Origin of the sequence: Frigidibacter sp. MR17.24 (genome assembly GCF_037095655.1) — a bacterium.
GTDB lineage: Bacteria > Pseudomonadota > Alphaproteobacteria > Rhodobacterales > Rhodobacteraceae > Frigidibacter.
Genome location: NZ_JBAWKE010000003.1, coordinates 371,943 through 390,044 on the forward strand (window position 1 = coordinate 371,943; position 18,102 = coordinate 390,044).

The 18,102-nt window shown below is 71.2% G+C and carries 14 protein-coding genes; 13 read left to right on the top strand and 1 reads right to left on the bottom strand.

Annotated features, from left to right (window positions below):
• Positions 1-14 precede the first annotated feature (14 nt).
• The 13 genes from V8J39_RS13950 to V8J39_RS14010 all read left to right on the top strand — a co-directional run bounded on the left by V8J39_RS13950 (position 15) and on the right by V8J39_RS14010 (position 17,107).
• Complete coding sequence (locus tag V8J39_RS13950; RefSeq protein WP_336461534.1) at positions 15-1,556, top strand: FGGY-family carbohydrate kinase; 1,542 nt, start codon at positions 15-17, stop codon at positions 1,554-1,556.
• The gene (locus V8J39_RS13955) at positions 1,553-2,548 is read left to right on the top strand and encodes a sugar-binding transcriptional regulator (protein ID WP_336461535.1); all 996 of its coding nucleotides are present in this window, start codon (positions 1,553-1,555) and stop codon (positions 2,546-2,548) included. Before V8J39_RS13950 ends, V8J39_RS13955 begins: the two co-directional genes overlap by 4 nt.
• A gap of 10 nt (positions 2,549-2,558) precedes the next feature.
• Positions 2,559-3,551 carry a deoxyribose-phosphate aldolase gene (gene deoC / locus V8J39_RS13960; RefSeq protein ID WP_442902596.1) on the top strand — a complete coding sequence of 331 codons (993 nt, stop codon included), beginning with the start codon at positions 2,559-2,561 and terminating at the stop codon, positions 3,549-3,551.
• 12 nt (positions 3,552-3,563) lie between these two features.
• Positions 3,564-5,939 (top strand): aldehyde dehydrogenase family protein, encoded by a 2,376-nt coding sequence (locus V8J39_RS13965; RefSeq protein WP_336461536.1) that lies wholly within the window; start codon positions 3,564-3,566, stop codon positions 5,937-5,939.
• Between the two features lie 350 nt (positions 5,940-6,289).
• Entirely contained in the window at positions 6,290-8,665 is a 2,376-nt protein-coding gene (locus V8J39_RS13970; RefSeq protein ID WP_336461537.1) for a molybdopterin-dependent oxidoreductase, read from the top strand.
• A complete protein-coding gene (locus V8J39_RS13975; RefSeq protein WP_336461538.1) occupies positions 8,662-10,266 on the top strand; it encodes an ABC transporter substrate-binding protein in 1,605 nt (534 codons plus the stop codon). Before V8J39_RS13970 ends, V8J39_RS13975 begins: the two co-directional genes overlap by 4 nt.
• A gap of 88 nt (positions 10,267-10,354) precedes the next feature.
• Entirely contained in the window at positions 10,355-11,326 is a 972-nt protein-coding gene (locus V8J39_RS13980; protein WP_336461539.1) for an ABC transporter permease, read from the top strand.
• Positions 11,323-12,228, top strand: a complete 906-nt coding sequence (locus tag V8J39_RS13985) for an ABC transporter permease (protein ID WP_336461540.1) — start codon at positions 11,323-11,325, stop codon at positions 12,226-12,228. The genes V8J39_RS13980 and V8J39_RS13985 overlap by 4 nt, the downstream gene beginning before the upstream one ends.
• Before the next feature lie 4 nt (positions 12,229-12,232).
• Entirely contained in the window at positions 12,233-13,225 is a 993-nt protein-coding gene (locus tag V8J39_RS13990; RefSeq protein WP_336461541.1) for an ABC transporter ATP-binding protein, read from the top strand.
• Positions 13,225-14,205 carry an ABC transporter ATP-binding protein gene (locus tag V8J39_RS13995; protein WP_336461542.1) on the top strand — a complete coding sequence of 327 codons (981 nt, stop codon included), beginning with the start codon at positions 13,225-13,227 and terminating at the stop codon, positions 14,203-14,205. The genes V8J39_RS13990 and V8J39_RS13995 overlap by 1 nt, the downstream gene beginning before the upstream one ends.
• On the top strand, positions 14,198-15,520 hold the full coding sequence (locus V8J39_RS14000) for an NAD(P)/FAD-dependent oxidoreductase (RefSeq protein ID WP_336461543.1): 1,323 nt from the start codon (positions 14,198-14,200) through the stop codon (positions 15,518-15,520). The genes V8J39_RS13995 and V8J39_RS14000 overlap by 8 nt, the downstream gene beginning before the upstream one ends.
• A gap of 22 nt (positions 15,521-15,542) precedes the next feature.
• Positions 15,543-16,355 (top strand): SDR family NAD(P)-dependent oxidoreductase, encoded by an 813-nt coding sequence (locus tag V8J39_RS14005; protein WP_336461544.1) that lies wholly within the window; start codon positions 15,543-15,545, stop codon positions 16,353-16,355.
• 14 nt (positions 16,356-16,369) lie between these two features.
• The gene (locus V8J39_RS14010; protein WP_336461545.1) at positions 16,370-17,107 is read left to right on the top strand and encodes an aspartate/glutamate racemase family protein; all 738 of its coding nucleotides are present in this window, start codon (positions 16,370-16,372) and stop codon (positions 17,105-17,107) included.
• A gap of 23 nt (positions 17,108-17,130) precedes the next feature.
• On the opposite strand, the gene V8J39_RS14015 is transcribed toward V8J39_RS14010, so the two are convergent.
• Positions 17,131-18,099, bottom strand: coding sequence for a LysR family transcriptional regulator (locus V8J39_RS14015; protein ID WP_336461546.1), 969 nt, complete (start codon positions 18,097-18,099; stop codon positions 17,131-17,133).
• Positions 18,100-18,102: the final 3 nt, after the last annotated feature.

Here is an 18,102-nt window from a genome sequence, read left to right on the forward strand (position 1 = left end):
GAGAGGAGGCCCGGATGCCCCATGTTCTCAGCCTCGACCTTGGCACCAACGGTGCCCGGGCGGGGGTCTTCGACACCGATGCCCGCTGCCTGATCGCCCGGGGCGAGGCCGGCTATCCGACCCGCCACCTGCCGCCCGACCGGGCCGAGCAGGACCCGGAGGACTGGTGGCAGGCGCTGTGCCGGGTGGTGCCGCAGGTGCTGGCCGAGGCCGGCGATCCCGAGATCGCGGCGGTGACCGTCGCCACCTTCGCCTCGACCGTGGTGCTGGCCGACCGCGACGGCACGCCGCTCGCCCCGGCGATCCTGTGGATGGATGCCCGCGCCGCGGCCGAGGCGGCGTTCTCGGCCGGGGTCGAGCACCCGGTGCTGGCGCTGTCGGGCGGCTCGAACGCGGTCGAATGGCTGATCCCGAAGGCGATGTGGGTCGCCCGGAACGATCCCGGCCTCTGGGCGCGCACCGGGGTGATCTGCGAGGCGCTGGATTTCGTGAACTTCCGGCTGACCGGCGAATGGGCCGGCTCGCTGATGAACGCGACCTGCAAGTGGAACTATGACAGCCGCGCCCGCGCCTTCTGCCCCGATCTCTACGACGCGCTCGGCATTCCCGAGATCGCCGACCGCCTGCCCCGGCGCATCGTCGACATCGGCGCGGTGATCGCCCCGGTGACGCCGGCGGCGAAGGCGGCGCTTGGCATCAGGGGCACCCCCGTCGTCGTGCAGGGCGGCATCGACGCGCACATGGGCAGCTTCGGTGCCGATTGCGTGACGCCCGGCACCATGCTGCTGATCGGCGGCACCTCGAACGTCCACATCACCCAGGTGCCCGACGACGGCGCCGAGATCACCGGCGTCTGGGGGCCCTATCCCCATGCGCTGACCCCCGGCATGCGGATGATCGAGGGCGGCCAGGTCTCGGCCGGCTCGATCCTCAGGTGGCTGTCGCAGGACATCTTCGGGATGGCCGACACCGAGCTGCCGACGCTGCTGGAGAAGGTCGAGGGGATCGAGCCGGACGCGACCGGGCTGATGGCGCTCGATTTCTGGATGGGCAACCGCACCCCCTATCGCGACGCCCGGCTGCGCGGCGCGTTCCTGGGGCTGTCGCTGTCGCATGACCGCGCCGCGATCTACCGCGCGGCGCTGACCGCCGTCGCGCTGGGGGCCGCCAACGTGATCTTCGACCTCGAGCGGCAGGGGGTGCGGGTCGACCGGATCGTGATGGCGGGGGGGATCATGCGCAACCCGGTCTGGCTGCGCGCCACCGTCGACGCCATCGGCAAGCCGGTCGGCCTGGCCGAGGACGACAACCTCACGCTGATCGGCAATGCCGTCGCGGCGACGGTCGGGATCGGCCTGCAGCCCGATCTCGTCACCGCGGCGCATGCGCTGCGCGCCCCGGTGCGGATGCTGCAACCCGACATGGCGCGCCACGCCCAGTATCGGCGCCTGCTTGCGCAGTATCGCGAGGCGGTGGAAATCCTGACCCCGATCCTGCATGCCCTCGCCGATGGCACGTCCCGCCAGGCAGAGCATCGGCAGGAGGCCGCGCAATGAAGGACGATCCCCAGGACCGCGCGCCGAACCGGCTGCCCGTCGACGACGCCGCCCGCGACCAGCTGATGGTCCAGGTCGCGCGGATGACCTACCACGAGGACCGGACGCTGACCGAGATCGCGACCGAGACCGGCCTCAACCGCTGGCAGGTCAGCCGGCTGCTGCAGGAAGCCCGCGACACCGGCATCGTCCGCATCGAGATCGTGCCCCGGACGCTGCGCCACCCCGATCTCGAGACCGCGCTCGCCCGCACCTTCGGGCTGCGCGACGCGCTGGTGGTCCCCGGGCCGGACGACAGCCCGCAGGGCATCGACGCGGTGGCCAAGGCCGCCGGCCAGTACCTGGCCCAGATCAAGCCGCGCCCGCAGCTGATCGGCGTCTCCTGGGGGCGCACGATGGGCAGCATCGCCCACTGGCTGCCGCCCGACTGGGCCGACGGCGTCACCGTGGTGCAGATCAACGGCACCGTCGCGCCCACCCCCGGCCTCGCCCATCACAACGACGTGGCCGAGGTCTTCGCCCGCAAGGGCAAGGGGCGCATGGTGCCGCTGCCGGTGCCCGCGATCGTCGGGCACCGCGAGACGCGCGAGGTGCTCGAACGCGACCGCATCGTCACCGACGTGCTGCGCCTCGCGCGCTCGGCGCAGGTGCTCGCCTTCTCGCTGGGGATCGTCGGCGACGACTCGGTCCTGCTGCGCTCGGGCAACATCCTCAAGCACGAGATGGCGCAGCTGATCCGCGCCGGCGCCGTCGGCGACGTGCTGGGGCATTTCATCAACCGGCGGGGCGAGGTCGTGGACAGCGACCTCGATGCCCGCACCATCGGCCTCGGCCTTGCCGACCTGCGCGCCCGCGAGCGGGTGATCGGCATCGCCACCGGGGCCGCGAAACACGACGTCACCCTGGGCGCGCTGCAGGCGGGCCTGATCAACGTCCTCGTCACCGACGAGGCGACCGCAACCTTCGCACTGGAGCATGCCCATGACCGTTGACGCCTCGCGCGTGGTGGCCGATGCCGTCCCCGCGCTGCATCCCCCCGCGCCGCAGTCCAACGACACCCGCAACCCCGGCACCGGCCTGCGCCCCGAGATGTTCGAGGCCCATGCCGTCAACCGCCCGGCGGCCGAGCGCCGCGCCGCCTCGCTGGGCGCGCGCCGTTCGGTCAAGAAGCAGTGGCAGGCCGCCTGGCTGATCAATGCCGTGCGCTGCATCGACCTGACCACGCTGGCCGGCGACGATACCGAGGGCCGGGTGAAGCGCCTGTGCGCCAAGGCGCGCCAGCCGCTCGCCCCGCACATCATGGAAGGGCTCGGTCTTGGCGCGCTCACCACGGGGGCGGTCTGCGTCTACCCGACGATGGTGCCGCATGCCGTCCGGGCGCTGGCGGGCAGCGGCATCCCGGTGGCCTCGGTCGCGACCGGCTTCCCGGCGGGGCTGATGCCGCTGAAGCTGCGGCTGGAAGAGATCCGCTATGCCGTGGCCGAGGGGGCCGACGAGATCGACATCGTCATCACCCGCGAGCATGTCCTGAACGGCAACTGGCAGGCGCTGCACGACGAGGTCGCGCAGATGCGCGAGGCCTGCGGCGCCGCGCATCTCAAGGCGATCCTCGCCACCGGCGACCTGCAGACCTACCGCAACGTCTACGCGGCCTCGATGGTGTCGATGCAGGCGGGGGCCGACTTCATCAAGACCTCGACCGGCAAGGAAGGCGTCAACGCCACGATCCCCGTCTCGCTGGTGATGCTGCGCGCGCTGCGCGACTACCTCGACGCGACCGGCCACCGCGTCGGCTTCAAGCCCGCGGGCGGGATGAAATCCGCCAAGGACGCGCTGAACTGGGAATTCCTGATGATGGAGGAGATGGGGCGCGACTGGCTCGAGCCGCATCTGTTCCGCCTCGGCGCCTCGTCGATGCTGGGCGACATCGAGCGCCAGCTCGAGCATTTCGTCACCGGCCGCTACGCCGCCTCGTCGCGCCACGCGCTCGCCTGAGAGGGACAAGAGATGACCACGATCACGGACATTCTGAAACGCATGGACTACGGCCCGGCCCCCGAGGATGCGACCATCGTGCGCGACTGGCTGGCCCGGCACGACGCGGGCTTCGGCCATTTCATCGACGGCGGCTTCACCCGCCCGGGTGAGCTGTTCGACGTCTCGAACCCCGCGACCGGCGAGGTCATCGCCCGGGTCTCGCAGGGCGGCGAGGCCGATGTCGAGGCCGCCGTGAAGGCCGCGCGCGCGGCACAGCCGAAATGGGCGGCGCTGCCCGGCCACGAGCGCGCGAAATATCTCTACGCGCTTGCGCGGCACATCCAGCAGCACGCGCGGTTCCTCGCGGTCCTGGAAACCGTCGACAACGGCAAGCCGATCCGGGAAAGCCGCGACATCGACGTGCCGCTGGTCGTGCGCCACTTCTACCACCACGCCGGCTGGGCCGAGATCCTGGCCGACGAATTCCCCGGCGCGGCGCCGCATGGAGTCTGCGGCCAGGTGATCCCGTGGAACTTCCCGCTGCTGATGCTGGCGTGGAAGGTCGCGCCCGCGCTCGCCGCGGGCAACACGGTGGTGCTGAAGCCCGCCGAATACACGCCGCTGAGCGCGCTCGCGCTGGCCGAGATCGCGGCCGAGATCGGGCTGCCGAAGGGCGTGCTGAACATCGTCACCGGCGACGGGCGCACCGGCGCCGCGATCACCGGCCACCCGGGGGTGGACAAGGTGGCCTTCACCGGCTCGACCGAGGTCGGCCGGATCATCCGCCGCCAGATCGCGGGTTCGGGCAAGGCGCTGACGCTGGAGCTGGGCGGCAAGTCGCCGTTCGTCGTCTTCGCCGATGCCGATCTCGACGCGGCGGTCGAGGGCGTGGTCGATTCGATCTGGTTCAACCAGGGCCAGGTCTGCTGCGCGGGCTCGCGCATCCTGGTGGCCGAAAGCGTCGCGCCGCGCTTCGAGGAGCTGCTGCGCCGGCGGCTGGCGAAGCTGATCACCGGCGACCCGCTCGAGAAATCGACCGACATCGGCGCGATCGTCCACCCGGTGCAGCTGGAGCGGATCCGCGGCCTCGTGGCGCAGGGCAAGGCCGAGGGCGTGACGCTGCACCAGGGCAGCGCCCCGGCGGGCAGGGTCGCGGGCGGCTGCTTCTATCCCCCGACCCTCGCGACCGGCGTCGAGGCGGCCTCGGTCCTCGCCACCGAGGAGATCTTCGGCCCCGTGGTCACGCTCTCGACCTTCCGCACCCCCGAAGAGGCGGTCGCGCTGGCCAACAACACCCGCTACGGGCTGGCCGGGTCGGTCTGGTCCGAGAACATCAACCTCGCGCTGGATGTGGCGGCGAAGATCCGGGCGGGGGTGATCTGGATCAACTCGGCCAACATCTTCGACGCCGGCGCCGGCTTCGGCGGCTACCGCGAGAGCGGCTTTGGCCGCGAGGGCGGACGCGAGGGGATGGCGGCCTATCTCGCCCATCCCGCGCCCAAGGCCCGGCGCGGCGAGGAGACGCCCGCAGCCCCGGTCGCGACCCCGGTCGCGGGGCTGGCGGCGACCGGGATCGACCGCACCGCGAAGATCTATGTCGGCGGCAAGCAGGCCCGGCCCGACAGCGGCTATTCCTACGCGGTCGCCGGGGCCAAGGGGCCGGTCGGGCTGGCCGCGATGGGCAGCCGCAAGGACATCCGCAACGCGGTCGAGGCCGCGCACAAGGCCGCCGGATGGGGCGCGCAGACCGGGCACAACCGCGCGCAGGTGCTGTATTACCTGGCCGAGAACCTCTCGGCGCGCGAGGCCGAGTTCACCGAGCGGCTGCGCGGCTTCGGGCAGGGCTCCTCGGCCGCGAAGGCCGAGGTCGAGACCGCGATCCGCCGGATCTTCTGGTATGCCGCGCAGGCCGACAAGTTCGACGGCGCGGTGCACCAGACGCGCAGTGCGCATGTGACGCTGGCGATGCACGAGCCGCTGGGCGTGGTCGGCATCGCCTGCCCGACGGCGCTGCCGCTGCTGGGCTTCGTCAGCCTCGTGCTGCCCGCCATCGCGATGGGCAACCGAGTGGTCGCGATCCCGTCGCAGGTGCATCCGCTGGCGGCCACGGATCTCTACCAGGTGTTCGACACCTCGGACCTGCCCGGCGGCGTGGTCAACATCGTCACCGGCGAACGCGACCCGATGGCGAAGACGCTGGCCGAGCATGACGACGTCGATGCGGTCTGGTACTTCGGCACCGCCGCGGGCGCGCGGATGGTCGAGGCCGCCTCGGCCGGCAACCTCAAGCAGACCTGGACCGAGGACGGCGCCGCGCGCGGCTGGGCCGGGGCCGAGGGCCAGGGCCGCGGCTTCCTTGCCCGGGCGACGCAGGTGAAGAACATCTGGGTGCCCTACGGCGAATGACCGGCCGGGCCGCCGGCTCTGACCGCGGTGGCTTGGTCCACCGCGGCGGGGCCGTCGACGGCTGCCGGCCCGGCGGGTGACAGACCGCCCCGGCCACAGGGGCCTTGCGCGGCCCCTCTGCGCCCCCCCCGTGGCGGCCGCCCGCGCGGCACCCCGGCCCGCCCCACGGGCCCGGGCGTCGCCCCGGTCCGCCCTGAACAGACGCCCCCGAGACGCTGACCACCGCCCCGCGCGAGCGGGCCCATTCGTGCGCCCGCCGCACGAAACACGTGCGCGACCACCATATTCACGCCGGACAGGACGGGACCTTAGGCTCTGGCCGAAGCCAATCCTCTCCGACGGAGAAAGACTTGCCTGTCAGCGCCGCCCATTGGGGAACATTCGAATCCAGCTCGCGCCCCGGCGAACCGCTGGCCCTGCGCCCGGTCGCCGCCGACCGCGATCCCTCGGCCCTGATCGGCGGCATGGCCGAGTACCGCACGCACGAGACCCGCATCCTGCGCCCCGCGATCCGGGCGGGCTGGCTGCAGGCGGGCCCCGGTCAGCCGGCCCCCGGCCGCGGCGCGGAGCCCTTCGTCGAGGTCGACTGGCCCACCGCGCTCGACTTCGTCGCGGGCGAGATCGAACGCATCCGCCAGACCCATGGCAACGAGGCGATCTTCGCGGGATCGTACGGCTGGTCGAGCGCCGGGCGCTTCCACCATGCCAAGACCCAGCTCAAGCGCTTCATCAACACCGTCGGCGGCTGCGTCGAGCAGCTGAACAACTACAGCTTCGGCGCCGCCATGGTGCTTTTGCCGCATGTGGTGGGCGATATCCGCATGCTCTATGGCCCGACCACCGGCTGGGACGCGATCTGCGCCTCGGCCCGGCTGTTCGTCAGCTTCGGCGGCCTGCCCGCCCGCAACGGCCAGATCGAGAGCGGCGGCGTCGGCACCCATGTCCAGCGCGACTACCGCGCGGCCTACCGCGCCGCGGGTGGCCGGATGATCAACGTCTCGCCGATGCGCTCGGACGCGCCCGAGGCGGGGGAATGGCTGGCGATCCGGCCCGGCACCGACACCGCGCTGATCCTCGCGCTCTGCCACGAGCTGTTCGCGACCGGCCGCGCGGACCGCGACTTCCTCGCGCGCTGCACCGTGGGGGCCGGGCGGCTCGAGGCCTATCTCGGCACCGGCAACGAGGGCGGCGCCTTCGACGCGGACTGGGCGGCCGAGATCACCGGCCTGCCCGCCACGCGCATCCGCACGCTTGCCGCCGAGATGGCGGGCACGCGCTGCTTCATCAACCTCAACTGGTCGCTTCAGCGCGCCGATTTCGGCGAGCAGCCCTATTGGGCGGCGGTCGCGCTGGCCGCGATCCTTGGCCAGATCGGCCTGCCGGGCGGCGGGCTGGGCTTCGGCTTCGGGTCGATGAACGGCACCGGCAATCCCGTCGCGCGCCTGCCAAGCCCGGTGCTGCCCGCGCCCGCGAACCCCACCGGCCTCGCCATCCCCTGCGCGCGCCTGACCGACCTGCTGCTGCGCGAGACCGAGACGATCCCCTACGACGGGCGCGAGATCGCTTTGCCCGAGATCCACATGATCTACTGGGCCGGCGGCAACCCGTTCCACCATCACCAGAACCTCAACCGCCTGCTGCGCGGCTGGGCCCGGCCCGATACGGTCGTGGTGCACGACCATGTCTGGACCGCGACCGCCCGCCACGCCGACATCGTGCTGCCCGCGACCATGGCGATCGAGCGCGACGACATCGCCTCGTCCTCGAACGACCGCTATCTCGTGGCGATGCACCAGCTGGCCGCGCCGCATGGCGAGGCGCGCGACGACTTCTGGATCTTCACCGAACTTGCGCGCCGGCTGGGCGCCGAGGAGGCCTTCACCGAGGGCCGCAGCGCCGCCGACTGGGTGCGCCACCTTTACGAGACCACGCGCGAGGGCGCCGCGGCCCGCGGCGTCACCCTGCCCGGCTACGAGGACTGGCGGGCGGCCGGCGTGTTCGAAAAGCCGCTGAACGACACCCCGTTCGATGCCTTCGCCGCGTTCCGCGACGATCCCGCGACGGCGCCGCTCGGCACGCCCTCGGGCCGGATCGAGCTTTATTCCGAGACCGTCGCGGGCTTCGGCTACCCCGACTGCCCCGGCCACCCGGTCTGGATGCGCCCGCGCGAAGGCCTTGGCGCGCCCCTCGCCCGCCGCTTCCCGCTGCACCTGCTGTCGACCCAGCCCCAGCACCGCCTGCACGGCCAGCTCGACCCGGTCGCGGGCAGCCGCGCGTCGAAGATCCAGGGCCGCGAGCCGCTGCGCATCCACCCCCGCGACGCGGCCGAGCGCGGCCTGCGCGACGGCGACGTCGCGCGGGTCTGGAACGACCGCGGCGCCTGCCTTGTCGGGATCGCGCTGAGCGGTGACCTGCTGCCCGGCGTCGTCGAAATGGCGACCGGCGCCTGGTTCGACCCGATCCACCCCGGCGAGCCCGGCAGCCTCGACGTGCACGGCAACCCCAACGTGCTGACCCACGACCGGCCGACCTCGAGCCTCTCGGGCGGGTCGGCCGCGCAAAGCTGCCTTGTCGAGATCGAGGCCTGGCGCTCGTCGCTTCCACCCATTCGGGTGCATTCCGCCCCCGAGTTCGTCGCCGGAAGGCTGACCAAGACCCCCGCGCCCGGCACGGACGCGCGGGAAAAAGACTGCCCCCCTCCCAACAGGACCGGAGCCACCCCATGACCCTCAATCGCAGACAGATGCTGATGGCATCGCTCTCGACCCTGGCCCTCGCGACCCTCGCCCCCCGCGCGGTCTTCGCGGCCATCGAACCCGCGAAAAGCGAAGGCGGCACGCTGACCTTCGTGATCTCGCCCAGCCCGCAGATCCTGACCTCGGCCATGACCACCTCGGGCGCCGAGCAGGTCGTGTCCTCGAAGATCTCGGACAGCCTGTTCACCTACGACTTCGACATGACCATCCAACCGCAGCTGGCCGAAAGCTTCGAGGTCAGCGACGACGGGCTGCAGGTGACCTTCAACCTGCGCCAGGGCGTGAAGTGGCACGACGGCACGCCCTTCACCTCGAAGGACGTGGCCTACACCTGCATGCAGGTCTGGAAGGTGCTGCACGGCCGCGGCCGCACGATCTTCGGCAACGTGACCGAGGTGCAGACGCCCGACGATCACACCGCGGTCTTCGTGATGAGCAAGCCCTCGCCCGGCATGCTGAAGTCGCTCGCCGCCCAGCAGACCCAGCTGCTGCCCGCGCACCTCTACGAGGGCACGGACCCGATGACGAACCCCTACAACCTCAAGCCGGTCGGCACCGGCCCGTTCAAGTTCGTCTCGTTCGTCGCCGGCGACAACCTCGTGCTCGAGAAGAACCCCGACTACTGGGACGAGAATAAGCCCCATATCGACACGCTGGTCTTCCGCTTCGTGTCGGACCCGGCCACGGTCACCGCAGGCCTTGAATCGGGCGAGTTCGATCTGGTGAACCAGTCGCTGCTGCCCAAGCCCGACCTGCCGCGCCTGAAGGAAAGCGGCAAGTTCGACATCACCACCAAGGGCTACGAGTTCCAGAACGAAGTCCAGATGATCGAGTTCAACCTCGACGATCCGGTCATGTCGAACCCCAAGGTGCGCAAGGCGATCGCGATGGCGATCGACAAGCAGTGGATCGTCGACAACGTGTTCTTCGGCTATGGCAAGGCCGCCGAGACGCCGCTGCACTATCAGCTCTCGGCGCTCTACGACACCGACGGCGTGCCGAAGTACGACTATGACCCGATGGGCGCCGTGGCGCTGCTGGAAGAAGCCGGCTATCCGCGCGGCACGCTCGAGCTGACGGTCGATCCGTTGCCCTACGGCGAATACCAGAACATGACCGCCAACTACATGCGCGAGGCCTTCCGCGCGATCGGCGTCAAGCTGACGGTGCGCAACGAGGACTTCGCGGGCTTCGTCAAGCGGGTCTACACCGACCGCGACTTCCAGTTCACCGTCAACCTGCTGACGGGCGGGTCGGACCCGACCATCGGCACCCACCGCACCTTCTGGTCGCAAAGCTTCAAGCCCGGCGTCGGCTTCTCGAACGGGTCGCACTACGTCTCGGCCGAGATGGACAAGATCATCGAGGCCGCCTCGGCCGAGATGGACGAGGCCAAGCGCAAGGAGCTGTACCACCAGTTCCAGGTGCTCGCGATGACCGACCTGCCGGTGCTGCCGATCGTGGCCGTGGAAAGCGTGACCGTCGCCAACAAGCGCGTGCACAACCACACGATCAACGCCCATGGCACCTATGCCAACTTCGCCGAGGTCTGGCTCGACCCCAAGGCCTGAGCCGCCTCGACACCCGGCCCGGCGCGCGATCCTCTCCCTGCGCCCGGGCCGGCCCTTCCTCATCCAGCACACCGGGGGCCAGAGCCAGATGGGCCATTATCTTCGCAGGCGGCTGCTGCAGTCGGTCGTGGTGATCCTCGTGATCATCATGGGCAATTTCATCCTGCTCAATTCCGTGCCGGGCGATCTCGTCGATGTCATGGCGGGCCGCGGCGGCGACATGGATGCCGAGCTGATGGCCTCGCTGCGCGAACGCTTCGGGCTCGACCAGCCGCTGCCGGTGCGGATGATCGACTACGTGGGCAACGTGCTGACCGGCGACCTCGGCTACAGCTGGCCGCATTCGCAGCCGGTGCTCGACGTGGTGCTGCAGCGCCTGCCCGCGACGACGCTGCTGGTGGTGCTGTCGGTCATGGTCTCGGTGCTGGTGGGCACGGTGACCGGGGTGCTGGCCGCGCGCCATGCGCACCGCGCGGTCGACATCGTGCTGTCGATGATCGTCCTGGCCTTCTACGCCACCCCGATCTTCCTGACCGCGCTGGGCATGATGCTGATCTTCTCGGTCAAGCTCGGCTGGCTGCCGCTGGCGGGGCTGACCACCGCCGGCGCGCAGGAGGGGCTGTTCGCCACCGCGCTCGACATGGCCGAACACCTTGTGCTGCCGGTCGCGTCGCTGTCGATGTTCTACATCGCGATCTACGCCCGCCTCGCGCGCGCCTCGATGCTGCAGGTGATGACGCAGGACTACGTGCGCACCGCCCGCGCCAAGGGCCTGTCCGAAGTCAACGTGATCCTCGGCCACGCGCTGCGCAACGCGATGCTGCCCGTGGTGACCATGGCCGGCCTGCAGATCACCGAGCTGTTCGGCGGCGCGGTCCTGACCGAGACGATCTTCGGCCTGCCCGGCGTCGGGCGGCTGGCCTATGACGCGGTCTTCTCGCGCAACTTCCCGCTGATGCTGGGCATCCTGATCGTGTGCTCGTTCATCATCGTCCTCGTGAACCTCGCGGTGGACCTTCTCTACACCCGCCTCGACCCGCGCGTGGAGCTCGACCAATGACCGCCATCGACACCACCCTGTCCGCCACCGACGCCGCGGCCCTGGCCGAGGCGTTGCCGCCGCGGCCGCCGCGCTTCGCCACCACCCGCCGCGTGCTCGGCTCGCCCAAGGGGGTGATCGGGCTTCTGCTGATGCTGGGCATCGCCGCGATGGCGGCGCTGGCGCCGATCCTGTTCCCGCTCGGACCCTGGGCGATGGTCGGGCGGCCCTACATCTGGCCGGGGGCCGGCACCACGCTGATGGGCACCGACGTGCTGGGCCGCGACATGACTGCCGCGATGTTCTGGGGCGCGCAGATCTCGCTGCTGGTGGGCCTCGTGTCGGCGGCGGTGTCGCTGGTGCTGGGCATCGCGGTCGGCTCGGTCGCGGGCTATTTCGGCGGCGGCACCGACGCGGTGCTAATGCGGCTGACGGACGCGGTGCAGACCGTGCCCGCGTTCCTGTTCACCATCGTGATCGTCGCCGTCGTCTCGCCCTCGATCACCTCGATCGTGCTGGCGATCTCGCTGGTCAGCTGGCCGGCCGTCGCGCGGCTGATGCGGGCCGAGGTGCTGAGCGTGCGCAAGCGCGAGTTCGTGCAGTCCTGCAAGGTCATCGGCATGTCCGACGCGCGCATCATCCTGACGCAGGTGATCCCCAACTCGCTCTCGCCGGTGATCGTCATCGCCTCGGTGCTCGTGGCCTCGGCGATCATCACCGAGGCCGGCCTCGCCTTCCTCGGGCTGGGCGACCCGAACGTGATGAGCTGGGGCACGATGATCAACCTCGGGCGGCCCTCGATCCGCACCACCTGGTACATCGCCCTGATCCCCGGCGGCTTCGTGATCCTGACCGTCCTTGCCCTCAACCTGCTTGGAGACGCGATCAATGACGCCTTCAACCCGCATCTGCGCAAGCGGTGACCCGATGACCGCCCCCCTTCTCTCCGTCGAGGGTCTTCGGATCGAGACGACGGGCCGCAAGCCCGCCGCGCTGATCGAGGACGTGAGCTTCACCCTGGCGCGCGGCGAGACGCTGGCGCTGGTGGGCGAATCCGGCGCCGGCAAGTCGCTGTCGGCGATGGCGCTCCTGGGCCTGCTGCCGGCCGATGCGATCCGCGTGACCGGCGGGCGGATCGTGCTCGGGGGCGAGGACATCACCCATGCCGCGCCCCGGCGGCTGCGCCAGATCCGCGGCGGCGCCGCGGCGATGATCTTCCAGGACCCGCTCAGCTGCCTGAACCCGGTGCTGACCGTCGGGCGCCAGATCATGGAAAGCCTGAAGCTGCACAAGGGCCTGACCGGCGCCGCCGCCCGCGCCCGCGCGATCGAGCTGCTGGAGCTGGTGCGCATCCCCGAGGCGGCGAAGCGGCTGGACGAATATCCCCACCGCCTGTCGGGGGGCATGCGCCAGCGGGTGATGATCGCGATCGCGCTGGCGGGCGAGCCGGGCCTTCTGCTGGCCGACGAACCCACGACCGCGCTCGACGTGACGATCTCGGCGCAGATCATGACGCTTCTGGACCAGCTGCGCGCCGACATCGGGCTGGCGATCCTGCTGATCACCCATGACCTGCCGGCGGTGCGGATGATCGCCGACCGGGTGGCGGTGATGTATTCCGGCCGCATCGTCGAGACCGGCGGTGCCGACGCGATCTTCGCCGCCCCCGCGCATCCCTATACCCGCGGCCTGCTGTCGGCGCGCCCGCAAGGCGCGATGGCCGCCGGCGCCCCGCGCCTGACCGAGATCCCGGGCACCGTGCCGCAGCCCTCGGACCGGCCCTCGGGCTGCGCCTTCCGGCCGCGCTGCCCGGCCGCGACCGCGCTTTGCGCGGCCGAGCGTCCCGCCGTCCGGCCGCTGGGCGACGGCCGTGTCGCCTGCCACCACGCCGGGACCGCGATCATCCAAGGAGCCGCCTGATGCAGATGTTCGACGTGAGCGACCTGACTGTCAGCTACCGCGCCCGCCGCGGCACGGTGCATGCGGTCGACGGGGTGACGCTGGCCATTCCGGGCGGGCGCACGCTGGGGCTGGTGGGGGAATCCGGCTGCGGCAAGTCGAGCCTCGCGCGGGCGCTGACCGGGCTGGAACGGCCCTCGCGCGGCGGGCTCAGCCTTGACGGGCACGCGCTGCCAAGCCTTGGCCCCCGCGCCCGGCTGGAGCGCGCGCGCCGGATCCAGATGGTGTTCCAGGACCCGATGGGCTCGCTCAACCCGCGATCGACGATCCGCGACCTCGTCGAGCAGCCGCTGCATGTCCACGGCCTTGGCACCCGCGACGACCGCGCCCGCAAGGCCGCGGCGCTCTTGGACCGCGTGGGCCTGCCGCGCGCCTTCCTCGACCGCCTGCCGCACCAGCTGTCGGGTGGTCAGCGCCAGCGGGTGGGCATCGCCCGCGCGCTGATCCTCGACCCCGAACTCCTGATCTGCGACGAGCCGGTCTCGGCGCTCGACGTCTCGGTTCAGGCGCAGGTGCTGAACCTGCTGGTGGACCTTCAGGCCGAACGCGGGCTCGCGATGCTGTTCGTCAGCCATGACCTCGACGTGATCCGCTACGTCAGCCACGAGGTGGCGGTGATGTACCTCGGCCGCATCGTCGAGGCCGGCCCGGTCGAGCAGGTCTGGCGCGATCCGCAACATCCCTACACCCGCGCGCTGATCGCCAACACGCTCTCGGCCCGGGACGAGGGGCTGTCACCGCTGGTCCTCGAGGGGGAACTGCCCAGCCCGATGAACCCGCCCTCGGGGTGCCGGTTCCGCACCCGATGCCCCTTCGCCGCGCCGTTCTGCGCCACCACGGCGCCCACCGACGAAGTGCCCGCCCCCGGCCGCCGCGTCGCCTGCCTGCGTGTCGGCGACTGGCAGCACGAGCTTGCCGCGCGCGAGGCCGCCCATGCCTGAGGACAGGCTTCCCCGCCGCGACCGAAGCGCGCTGGCCGCGGCCGAGCCCGCGCTGCCGGCCTCGATGTGGCACGCGACCGCCGGCGCCCCGATCGCGGCGCCCGCCCTGACCACCGACGCCAGCACCGAGGTGCTGGTGATCGGCGGCGGCTTCAACGGCCTCACGGCGGCGCTGCGGCTGGCCGAATGCGGCACCGATGCGCTGCTGGTCGAGGCGGGCGAAATCGGCGAGGGCGCCTCGGGGCGCAACGCCGGCATGGTGAACCCCGGCCAGTTCCTAGGCCCGGACGAGATCCGCAAGGTGCTGGGCGCCGACCACGGCGAGGTCTTCCTGCGCGAACTGGGCGCGGCCCCAGCGCTGGTGGCCGACCTGATCGACCGCCACCGCATCGACTGCCACGCCGATTTCCGCCCGGTGATCCGCGCGGCGCATGACGCGGCCTCGGCCGCGATGCTGAGCGCGCAGACCGGGCAATGGGCGGCGCTCGGCCAGCCGGTCGAGATGGTGCGCGGCGCCGAGCTGCGCGCGCTCACCGGATCGAACCGGTGGGAGGCCGCGATGCTCGACCGGCGCGGCTTCACCATCCAGCCGCTCGCCTATGCCCGCGGCCTTGCCCGCGCCGCGCAACGGGCGGGCGCACGGCTGGCGCAGCGGATGCCGGTGACGGGCCTCGTGCGCGAGAACGGCCTGTGGCGGGCGCAGGTGCGCGGCTGCGTGACCCTGCGCGCGCGCAAGGTGATCCTTGCCACCAATGCCTACACGGGCGCGCTGCACCCCGCCTTCGCGCAGACCCTCGTCACCTCGGGCGCCTTCGGCGTCGCGACCCAGCCGCTCGATACCGCGGCGCGCGCCATGGTGCTGCCGCAGGGCCATTCGCTCTACGACACCCACAAGATCCCGCTGTTCTTCCGCTACGACCCCGAGGGGCGGCTGATGGTGGGCTCGCTCGGCTTTCTCGGCGACGGCCGCCGCGGCCCCGAAGCTTGGGCGGCGCGCGCGCTCGCGCGGCTCTGGCCCGGCCTGCCCGATCCGGGCTGGAGCCACGTCTGGCAGGGCACGCTGGGCCTGACCAGCCACGGCATGCCACGCCTGATCTCGCCCGAAGACGGTCTGATCGGCACCATCGGCTGCAATGGCCGCGGCATCGCGCCGAACAGCTATTTCGGCGCCATGCTCGCCGATATCGCGATGGGCCGCGACGGGCCGCGGCCGCTGCCGCTGGAGCCCGCCGCCCCCCGCCCCGCCCGGGCGATGCGCCGCGCGGCGCTCGACCTTGGGATGCGGATCTACCGCAACACCACGCTTCTGACCTGACCAGACCCCGAAAGGACCTCCCATGAACTTCACCCTCACCGACAAGGTCGCCGTCGTCACCGGGGCCGGCAAGGGCCTTGGCCGCGCGATCGCGCTGGCCTATGCCGAACAGGGCGCCAAGGTGGTCCTGGCCGCGCGCAGCGCCGCCGACCTCGACGCGCTGAAGGCCGAGATCGAGGCCGCGGGCGGCGCCGCGCTGGCCGTGCCGACCGACGTGACCTCGAAGGCCGCGATCGACGCGCTGGCCGACGCGGCCCTTGCCGCCTTCGGCAAGGTCGACATCTGGGTCAACAATGCCGGCGGCTTCATCGACGGCGCGATGGTCGACTGGGTCGACGTGACGCCCGAGGCGCTGGACCAGATGTGGGCGCTCAACGTCTCGTCCTATGTCTACGGCGCGCAGGCTGCGGCGCGGGCGATGAAGCAGGGCGGCACCGGCGGCAGCCTGATCTTCATGTCCTCGCTCGACGCGTTCAACGCCTGCCCCGGCGGCGAGGGCTGCTATGGCGCGGCCAAGATGGCGATCACCCACATCGCCCGCACCCTGGCGACCGAGCTGGGCCGCTTCGGCATCCGCGTGAACTCGATCGCGCCGGGCGTGGTGCAGACGCCGCTGGTGGCCCCGTTCCTGTCGACCCCCGAGATCATCAAGGACCGCTCGAAGTTCTACCCGCTCGGCCGCATCGGCCAGCCCTCGGACGTCGCGGGCGCCGCGGTCTACCTCGCCTCGGACGTGGCGGCCTATGTCTCGGGCGCGACGCTGCTGGTCGCGGGCGGCGCGATCTTCAACTCGGACCCGTTCCGCTATCTCGAAGCCCTCGCGGCCGACGCCTGAGACCGGAGCGCTCCATGCCGATCTACCACGGACGCCGCGGCGCCCAGAGCTATGGGCACGACATCGGGATCCTCCTGATGGAATGCTTCAACCCGTTCCCGCCCGGCGACGTGGGCAATGCCTCGACCTACGGCTACCCGGTGCTTTACGAGACGGTGGAGGGCGTGACGATCGAGAGCCTCGTCGAACGGGGCGAGACGGCGGCGATCGACGCGATGGTCGCCGCCGCGCGCAAGCTGGAGCGCGAGGGGGTCAAGGCGATCACCTCGGACTGCGGCTACATGCTGGCCTACCAGGACCTGGTGGCCGCGGCGGTCAGCGTGCCGGTGATGATGTCGAGCCTGCTGCAGCTGCGATTCATGGGCAGCCTGATCCCGCCGGGCGCCGAGATCGGCCTTGTCTGCGCGCATGAGGAGCGGATGAACGCGGGCGTGCTGGACCGCGCCTGGCCGGGGCGCGACCGCACGGTGCGCGTGGCCGGGATGCAGGACTGCCCCGGCTTCCGCGAGGCGATCCTGGACGAACAGGGCCGGCTCGACACCGACCAGGTCGAGGCCGAGACGGTCGCGGTGGCCACGGCTCTGGTCGAGAGGCACCCCGGGATCCGGATGCTGCTGCTGGAATGCTCGAACCTGCCGCCCTATTCGGCCGCGGTGCAGAAGGCGACGGGCCTGCCGGTCTTCGACTTCATCACCATGATCGACCATGTCCGCGCCGCGATCGCGCGGCCGGTCTTCACGGGGCGCTACTGATGCGCCCCGCCTCCGCCCCCCGCTCAGCCGAAGCGCGACCAGGTCTGCTGCGACAGCCGCGCGCCCAGGAAATCGACCAGGTGGCGGACCTTGGGCATCAGCATCCGGGTGCCCGGCCAGCAGGCGTAGATCCCCGATTCCGGCACCACCCGCCAGTCGGGCAGCAGCTGCACCAGCTCGCCCCGCTCCAGCGCGTCGTGGCAGATGTAGTCTGCCACGATCCCCACCCCCAGCCCCGACAGCGCGAAGGTGTTCACCGCCTCGGAGTTGTCGCAGCGGAACGAGCCGACGACGTTCACCGTCTGCTCGCGCCGCGGGTTGTCGCGGTGGCTGAAGCGCCAGATGTTGCCCGACGAGCGATAGAGCAGGTAGCGGATGCAGTCGTGATGGGCGAGGTCGGCGGGCTCGGCCGGGGTGCCGAAGCGCTCGACATAGACCGGCGCCGCGACCAGAAGCCGGCGGTTCGAGGTCAGCTTGCGCGCCACGAGGCTCGAATCCGGCAGGTTGCCGATGCGGATCGACAGGTCGTAGTTCTCGGCGATCATGTCGACGAAGCGGTCGTTGAACGCGGCCTCGATCTCGATGCGGGGATAGATCTCCAGGAATTCGGCCAGAAGCTTGGTGACATGGCGCTGGCCGAACGCGACGGGCAGCGTCACCCGCACCAGCCCGTGCGGCGAGCTGGAGAGCGAGCTGACCTCGGCCTCGGCCGCGCCCAGAAGTTCCGAGATCGAGCGGCAGTAGCGCAGGTAGACCGCGCCCGCCTCGGTCAGCGCGAGGCTGCGCGTCGTGCGGTTCAGCAGCCGCACGGCCAGCCGTTCCTCAAGCCGTGCGACCTTGCGGCTGACGGTCGAGGGCGTCTGGCGCAGCCGCGTCGCCGCGGCCGCGAAGCTGCCCGCGTCCACCACCGCCATGAAGGCGACGATCAGGCCCAGCCGTTCGTCGTCGAGATCGGTGCTGTCGAAGCCGCGGGCGGGAAGTCTCGTGTCCATGCG

Excerpts from the sequence above, each read along its gene's own strand:
- V8J39_RS13950 (WP_336461534.1), top strand. The coding sequence starts at position 15 with ATGCCCCATGTTCTCAGCCTCGACCTTGGCACCAACGGTGCCCGGGCG.
- V8J39_RS13955 (WP_336461535.1), top strand. The coding sequence starts at position 1,553 with ATGAAGGACGATCCCCAGGACCGCGCGCCGAACCGGCTGCCCGTCGAC.
- V8J39_RS13965 (WP_336461536.1), top strand. The coding sequence starts at position 3,564 with ATGACCACGATCACGGACATTCTGAAACGCATGGACTACGGCCCGGCC.
- V8J39_RS13975 (WP_336461538.1), top strand. The coding sequence starts at position 8,662 with ATGACCCTCAATCGCAGACAGATGCTGATGGCATCGCTCTCGACCCTG.
- V8J39_RS13980 (WP_336461539.1), top strand. The coding sequence starts at position 10,355 with ATGGGCCATTATCTTCGCAGGCGGCTGCTGCAGTCGGTCGTGGTGATC.
- V8J39_RS13985 (WP_336461540.1), top strand. The coding sequence starts at position 11,323 with ATGACCGCCATCGACACCACCCTGTCCGCCACCGACGCCGCGGCCCTG.
- V8J39_RS13990 (WP_336461541.1), top strand. The coding sequence starts at position 12,233 with ATGACCGCCCCCCTTCTCTCCGTCGAGGGTCTTCGGATCGAGACGACG.
- V8J39_RS13995 (WP_336461542.1), top strand. The coding sequence starts at position 13,225 with ATGCAGATGTTCGACGTGAGCGACCTGACTGTCAGCTACCGCGCCCGC.
- V8J39_RS14000 (WP_336461543.1), top strand. The coding sequence starts at position 14,198 with ATGCCTGAGGACAGGCTTCCCCGCCGCGACCGAAGCGCGCTGGCCGCG.
- V8J39_RS14005 (WP_336461544.1), top strand. The coding sequence starts at position 15,543 with ATGAACTTCACCCTCACCGACAAGGTCGCCGTCGTCACCGGGGCCGGC.
- V8J39_RS14010 (WP_336461545.1), top strand. The coding sequence starts at position 16,370 with ATGCCGATCTACCACGGACGCCGCGGCGCCCAGAGCTATGGGCACGAC.
- V8J39_RS14015 (WP_336461546.1), bottom strand. The coding sequence starts at position 18,099 with ATGGACACGAGACTTCCCGCCCGCGGCTTCGACAGCACCGATCTCGAC.